Source organism: Mycobacterium sp. shizuoka-1, from assembly GCF_002723835.1.
GTDB lineage: Bacteria > Actinomycetota > Actinomycetes > Mycobacteriales > Mycobacteriaceae > Mycobacterium.
This window is the reverse complement of sequence record NZ_BEWG01000116.1, coordinates 1-4,692: the sequence shown is the minus strand read 5'-3', so window position 1 is coordinate 4,692 and position 4,692 is coordinate 1. Positions and strand designations below refer to the sequence as shown.

5 protein-coding genes are annotated in these 4,692 nt (G+C 61.1%); 3 read left to right on the top strand and 2 right to left on the bottom strand.

What is annotated here, in order from left to right:
• Positions 1–79 precede the first annotated feature (79 nt).
• Positions 80–301: a helix-turn-helix domain-containing protein gene (locus tag MSZK_RS29520; RefSeq protein WP_080989707.1), complete on the bottom strand. Its 222-nt coding sequence runs from the start codon at positions 299–301 to the stop codon at positions 80–82.
• A 258-nt stretch (positions 302–559) separates the two neighbouring features.
• On the opposite strand from MSZK_RS29520, the gene MSZK_RS32520 reads away from it, so the two are divergent.
• Positions 560–700 carry a hypothetical protein gene (locus tag MSZK_RS32520; RefSeq protein WP_156525811.1) on the top strand — a complete coding sequence of 47 codons (141 nt, stop codon included), beginning with the start codon at positions 560–562 and terminating at the stop codon, positions 698–700.
• Positions 701–760: 60 nt separating this feature from the next.
• Positions 761–1,627, top strand: coding sequence for an aldo/keto reductase (locus MSZK_RS29515; protein ID WP_047040723.1), 867 nt, complete (start codon positions 761–763; stop codon positions 1,625–1,627).
• A 125-nt stretch (positions 1,628–1,752) separates the two neighbouring features.
• On the opposite strand, the gene MSZK_RS29510 is transcribed toward MSZK_RS29515, so the two are convergent.
• Complete coding sequence (locus MSZK_RS29510; RefSeq protein WP_157894437.1) at positions 1,753–2,967, bottom strand: DDE-type integrase/transposase/recombinase; 1,215 nt, start codon at positions 2,965–2,967, stop codon at positions 1,753–1,755.
• 354 nt (positions 2,968–3,321) lie between these two features.
• On the opposite strand from MSZK_RS29510, the gene MSZK_RS29505 reads away from it, so the two are divergent.
• A complete protein-coding gene (locus MSZK_RS29505) occupies positions 3,322–4,563 on the top strand; it encodes an IS110 family transposase (RefSeq protein WP_047040730.1) in 1,242 nt (413 codons plus the stop codon).
• Positions 4,564–4,692 lie beyond the last annotated feature (129 nt).

Here is a 4,692-nt window from a genome sequence, read left to right as displayed (position 1 = left end):
GCTGGTCTTGATCAGAATTCGGATTCCTTGCAGATCATCTTCCGGGAAGGCACGCCCGCCCGGGATCCACAGGTTCTGATCATTGCTCAAGGTGCGGATGGGCCACCGCCAGCAGCTTATGGCTCAGCAGATAGGCATCCCCGATCTCCAGCACTGCTAGCCGCAAGGAATAGCCACTGGCGTCGTAGGACAGATAACCCAGGTATTCCAGGGTGAGGATGAATCGCCCCGCCGCGGTCCTGGCGATCCCGACGAACTCGGCAACATCCGAGACCGACAATGGCCTGTCCTGGCTGCTGATAGGCCTTCAGCACGGACAAAGCCCGGGCCAACGCCTCGACATGGCCCGGGTCGCTCTTCTTCAAAAGGGAGGCGGTCTCCGGGAGGCTTGGCCCTATCCGAAGCTATCTCATGGCGATGCGTTTAATGGCCCCCACTGGCGAGGATTACAGGCCAGACGGCGCTGGGCGGGCGGCTACCACTGCCACACCGGCAGATCTCGCCAGTTCTCTGCTGAACGGAATTAACATCTGGACAGCAGTTATGCGTTGTGCTTCACTTGCTGGATTACGGCGACCGTGCCGAGCTGCCGCATCTGGCCAGTCTGTTCGACATCGACAACAAGTGTGGCGGCGGCGTTGGCTTGCAGGAGGCAAACGCCTACCTTGAGCTGACCGCACCCGTGATGGCCCAAACATAAAGAGCTGAGGCTTCAGCCGTTTAGCAAACTATCGACAGATCCGAAAGACGAGGCCCTCCGATGATAAATGAAACGAGTACGGCTCCGAGACCAGGTGCGACCTCAAGGCTGCCCTTGCTGAACGGACACAGTATGCCGCGGATCGGCCTCGGAACATGGCCGATGCTGGACGCCGAATGCGAGCAAGCCGTCCGCTGTGCCGTGCAGACCGGCTACAGGCTGGTCGACACGGCCGTTCAATACCGCAACGAAGAAGCCGTGGGCCGCGGCATCAGAACCGCCGGCGTCCCGCGGGCGGAACTCTTTATTTCCAGCAAGTTCAACAAGGAGTCCCACAGCGTCGACGGCGTCCGTCGGGCGTACGACGAAAGCCTGCGGAAGCTTAGGGTCGACTATCTGGACATGTTCATGTGCCATTGGCCGGTGCCGGCGCTTGGCGCGTATGCGGAGGCATGGAAAGGCCTTGTAACCCTGTTAGAGGAAGGCGCCGTCAAGGCCATCGGCGTCTCCAACTTCAAGCCGGCCCACCTGAGGAAAATCATCGAAGCGACCGGAGTCGTTCCGGACGTCAACCAGATTCAGCTAAGTCCTGCTCTGGCGCGCACACAACCGCGTGCGGTCCACCGGGAGCTGGGAATCCTCACCCAATCCTGGAGCCCGATCGGCCGTGAATCCGGACTGCGTGCGAACCCCCTTGTGGTGGCCATCGCCGACCGTCTGAACAGGTCACCTGCCCAGGTCCTGCTGCGATGGCACATTCAGCAGGACCTGGTGCCCATCCCGCAGGCTTCGGACCCCGTCTGGTTGAGAGAGAACATCTCTGCGTTCGATTTCACCCTGACCGCCGACGACATGAACGATCTGGCCCGCCTGGATATGGGCGAAACTGCTGCGCGGGACTCAGATGCTGCGGAAAACGGTCACTGAATCCCGGCCAACGGACGCGGTCCGGCGGGGCCTCGGCCACTCGGCCGACTGGGGCCGTGGTGCCTCATGTCAAGATGCTCGCCAAATGATTCCTGCGTGCCTCATCTATTGTGCTCGCGAAAGTCTCATGCTGCGTGGGGTGCTTGGGAGTAGGTCTTGGCGGCGGCCAGCCGGATGAGTCGCTGCTGGATCTCGTTGATCCGGTTCGTCAGGCCGGCCAGGTCCAGACTGGCGTAGAGCTCGTCCAGGTAGTGACGTTGGGGTTCGAGCATGATCCCGGTGTCCTTGATCCGGTCTGCCGGGGTCCGCGGGTCGTCGTAGCTGCGCACTGACTTCCCCTTGCGGCTCAGGTGATATCCGGTGACTTTCTTGGTGGGCAGGAACAGGTTTTTGCGCAGGTTCACCAGCGGCCAGAGCTCGTTCAGGAGCCCCAATTCAGCATCGGTGTCGTAGCGGTAGTTGAACGCCGAGCGGCGGACGACGGCCTCGTTTTTCTGCTCCACGAACGGGTTGTCGTTGGAGTGGTGGGGCCGGGACCGGGTCATGCGGATGTTATGGGCATTGCACCAGGTAGTGACCGGATCGTTGAGGAATTCAGAGCCGTTGTCGCTATGGATGTGGTCGATGGGGTATGGGAATTCGTCCAGGATTTCATCCATCGCCTTGACCACCCATTTGGCGGCTTTGTTCTTGATCGCCCGGTTGCTGGTCCAGCCGGTGTACACGTCCGTGGCGGTCAGTGTGAATGCGTACTGGCCTTTGGCATTGTTGCCGCAATGCGCGACCGTATCGATGGCAACCAGGCCAGGCTGCCAGTCAATATCCGGGATGCGGGACATGATCGGGATCGACTCGGTGTACTGGTTCCGCCGCGACCTGGTCGTGGACTTCCCGTCCGGATACATCGAGAGCTTGAACGGTGCCAGCAGCCGGTCGATCGTTGCCGCGCTCATCGCCAGCAACTGGTCATGCACTGCGGGGCTGTAACGGGCCCGCACCCTCCCGAAAGCGCCAGCGCGGATATGGGCGTCCATGTTGGCCAGTGTGGTGCCCATGACCGCGGCCAGGTACTTCCCGCAGGGCTGCCCAGCCACGACCCAGACCTGCTGGAGCACCTTCACCGTGTCATAGCCATACGTCGGCGGTCTCGGCTTGCGCACCTCCATACGGGCCGGGCCCCGCCGCTTGAAGGCCCTGCCCAGCTGCCGCCGGGCATTCGCCCTCGACCAGCCCACCTCCGCCACCAACCGGTCCAGGATCTCGCCCTTGGCCTTCTTCGACGCCGCCACATACGCGCCGGCTTCCTTCTTAGTGATTTCCCTGCGCGCAGACAACGTCAACCCATACATCCCTCCAGCACACCAAAGCACCCGACCATGCACCAGAGATTTCGCGAGCATTTCCCAAATGAGCGTGCCAGCGCCGCTGCGCGCCGTGGGTGTCGAAAGTCCCTCTTGACGCACCTTGCCTCTGGTGAATCGGATGGCTCAGCGGGATGATGGTGGTGTCTGCCGTGTCCGACGCCGGTCGTTCCTTGGTGCTGTTGTTTGGCCCGTAAATGAGCGTGGTGCGGAGGGTTCCACGGGAACCGTGGATTGTTGCTGTGAGCACGAGTATTAGAGTCCTGATTTAATTCCACCCTCTACATGGCAGGCATCACCACCCATTGAAACAAGCAGGTTAGGAGGTGTCCCGTGGACTTGGTTCATGAACGTGCCGCGGGCATTGATATTTCCAAGGGTGACGCGAAGGTCGCCATCCGGTCCCCGGGCAAGCGTGCCGGGACTTTTTCCACCGAGGTCACCACCTGGGGTTCCACCACCAATCAGATCCTCGCCCTGCGGGACATGCTGGTCGCCGCGAAGGTCACCACGGTGGTCATGGAGGCAACCAGTGATTACTGGAAGCCGTTCTACTACCTGATGGAGGACCTCCTGCCAGTGATGCTCGTCAATGCGAAGGCGGCCCGCAACATTCCCGGGCGAAAAACTGACGTGTCCGACGCTTCCTGGTTAGCTCAGCTCGGTGCGCACGGGCTGCTGCGCCCTTGTTTTGTCCCGCCTCAACCGATCCGCGTACTTCGGGATTTGACCCGGGCACGAACCATCGCCACCCAGGACCGGACCCGGGAAGTCCAACGACTGGAGAAATTTCTGGAGTCTACCGGCCTTAAGCTCTCGGACCATGTTTCGGACCTGATGGGTGTCTCCTCCCGGGCCATGCTCAAGGCACTTATCAAGGGTGAGCGGGATCCGCAGGTGTTGGCTGACCTGGCTCGGGGGCGCATGCGCGTGCGGGTTCCCGAGCTCGTAGAGGCGCTGACCGGACGCTTCGAGGTGCACCATGCTTATCTTTGCAACATGCATCTGGAACGCATCGATTCCATCACTCGGTGCGTCGAGGAACTCACCACCCGCATCAACGAGGCGATGGAACCCTTTCAAACGGCACGGGAATTTCTAGCTACCATTCCCGGGGTCTCCACCCTCGTGGCCGATGTCATCATCGCCGAAACCGGGGCAGACATGAGCTCCTTCCAGAGCCCGGGCCGACTCGCATCCTGGGCGGGCCTAAGCCCAGGATCCAACGAGTCTGCCGGCCGGGCAAAGTCCACCAGGACCCGACCTGGGAACCGCTATCTCAAGGGCGCTCTGGGCGTCGCGGCCTTGTCGATTTCCAGAAACCCCAAGAACAGCTACCTCGGGGCACGCTATAAGAGACTCATTGTGCGCCGCGGCAAGATGAAAGCCATCGTCGCCACCCAACACTCCATCCTCACCGCCGTCTGGCACATGCTCGCGGACGGCGAGTGCTACCACGACCCAGGATCCGACTTCTTTACCAAAAAGGACCCCACCCGCACCAAGAACAACGCCATCCGCCGCCTCCAAGAACTCGGCTACAACGTCACCTTAAGTAACCAGGAGGCAGCCTGACCCACCTTACTTTCGTATTAGGCACGCACCCCATTTCGCGAGGAGCAATGATCAGAACCTGTGGATCCCGGGAGGACGCACCTTCCCGGATGATGATCTTTGACGAAACAGGATTCTGATCAAGACCAG